Genomic DNA, 1,940 nt, shown 5'->3' on the forward strand with positions numbered 1-1,940 from the left:
GGTGAAGCCTCCGGAAAACCCGGGGCGGTTCAAGGATCCGGGCCGTCTTGTTCGTCATCGCCACGGCCGCCACGCGGGCTGGTTTACGCTCGAGCAGCGCTGTCGGCCACTTGCTGGCACGGTTGGGATGGGACCGTGTCTGCCGGACCAGAGAGGTCATGCCGACAACCAGCAACTGCCGCAGATACTGGCCGCCCATTTTGGTGATCCTGCCCAATCGCTCCTTTCGCCGCTCGACTTGTTGGCAGGCGTCAGGCCGAGCCACGCGGCGAATTCGCGGCCGTTTCTGAACTGAGGGCCACCACCAATGGCTGCAGCAATCGCCGAAGCCGTCACCGCGACGGCACCCGGGATGGTCTGCAACAACTGAACCCGCGCATCGCGTTTGGCTTCCAGCCGCAGCCCTGCCTCCTGCCTCCTGCCAGCGAACCTGGCTATGAAGGGTTCTCAATTGCTGGGACAGGTTACGGATCACGTCCTGCGCGACGGAAGGCAGCCCAAGGTCTGTACCTTCAACCACGCCTTCGGCAAAACTGTTCACCCGTGCCAGTCCGCGGGCGATGCAGACGCCGAACTCGGCCAGTAGGCTGCGCAGCGCATTGATCAACTGAGTCCGTTGGCGAACAATCAAGTCTCGCGCACGGTGCAATGACAGGAGCGCCCGTTGATCAGTGGATTTGACTTCGACGAACCGCATGGAGGGCCTGGTCACCGCCTCGCAGATTGCCGCCGCATCGATGGCGTCTGATTTGCCTCGCTTGACGTACGGCTTGACATGCATGGGCGGCATCAGCCGCACATCGTGGCCCAGCCGCGTCAGTTCGCGCGCCCGGCAATGACTGGTGCCGAAAGCTTCGATTCCGATCAGGCATGGCTCCAAACGCTCAAAAAAGGACAGAACCTGCGGGCGCCGATGCGGCCGATTGAAGACTATGTTCCCTTCTGGGGCAATCCCGTGAACCTGAAAGATGTTCTTGGCCAGATCAAGGCCGGCTGTTGCAACCTGCATTGGGCGGCTCCTCTTGCAGCAGGCAACTGCATCATGGCGCATTGCGGCGCCGGTTCGAGCAGGAGCCATCCACCCCATCGGCTATAGTGAGCAGCACTTCGGCCAATCGGAGAGAGGAGCAGGCTTTGCGCCGCTACGAGTTGACGGATCGATGCCGCGCCCTTTACGTCCCGGGCAAACCGGCAGTGATACCAAACCCCTGGTATATTTGATCAGCAAAGACAATGGCGCAGCCAGGTGCGCAGGCGCAGGCGACAACACCTTCAGGGTATGGCGTCACGCTGGGCCTGACCGATGGCCGCCAGATCACGCGCGACATCGCCCTGCAGCACGCTGCCAGTATCTGCGCATCGGTCGACGTGCCGGTGAACCGCGATTTCGAAAACGGTTTCGGAGACGATCCCGAGACTGTGAAACTGGCAGCAGAGGCCGGGCTTTCTGGGGTTTCGGTGGAAGACACGGCTGTCCCGGGGACAAATTCCAATCCGTTTGATCCGGCATTGGCACGGATAGAGGCTGCGGGGATCGTGCTGACTGCCCGCGCTGATGGCTGGCTCATGAATAGTTATGAAACAGCCGAGGCGCTGCGCCGCTGCCACGCGTTCGCCCAAGCAGGTGCAGATGTGATGTACGCCCCGCTGGTAGATGCCGGAACCACCCGCGCGCTTGCCGCCACAGGCACACTCGTCAATCTGCTGGCCGCGGGTGCGCTGCTGGAACGGGGCGATTTCACGATCCTGAAGGGGGACGCAAGCACGGCCGAGATTGATGCGATGTTAGCAGGGTGAGCCGCAAACCTGCCTTCGCCGACCTTTGCGTGCAATTCCCTCCCGGCTAGACCCAGTGAGAAACAGTGGACCACAATAACCATAAGAAAAGGCCGCCCCGGCTGGAGCGGCCTTTCCTAATTCGAACTCTCCGGCGCCTTAGG

General features: G+C 61.8%; 1 protein-coding gene and 1 pseudogene. One reads left to right on the forward strand and one right to left on the reverse strand.

Features of this window, described 5'->3' with window-relative positions; all coding sequences use genetic code 11:
• Nucleotides 1-1,009, reverse strand: a pseudogene (locus A2I95_RS34270) (IS110 family transposase); the annotation flags it as partial.
• Nucleotides 1,010-1,233: 224 nt separating this feature from the next.
• Here A2I95_RS34270 and A2I95_RS34275 point away from each other — a divergent pair.
• Nucleotides 1,234-1,797, forward strand: a complete 564-nt coding sequence (locus A2I95_RS34275; RefSeq protein ID WP_291736987.1) for an isocitrate lyase/phosphoenolpyruvate mutase family protein — start codon at nucleotides 1,234-1,236, stop codon at nucleotides 1,795-1,797.
• Nucleotides 1,798-1,940: the final 143 nt, after the last annotated feature.

This window comes from Leisingera sp. F5 (assembly GCF_001593695.1).

Coding starts and splice junctions, on each gene's coding strand:
- A2I95_RS34275 (WP_291736987.1), top strand. CDS start 1,234: ATGGCGCAGCCAGGTGCGCAGGCGCAGGCGACAACACCTTCAGGGTAT.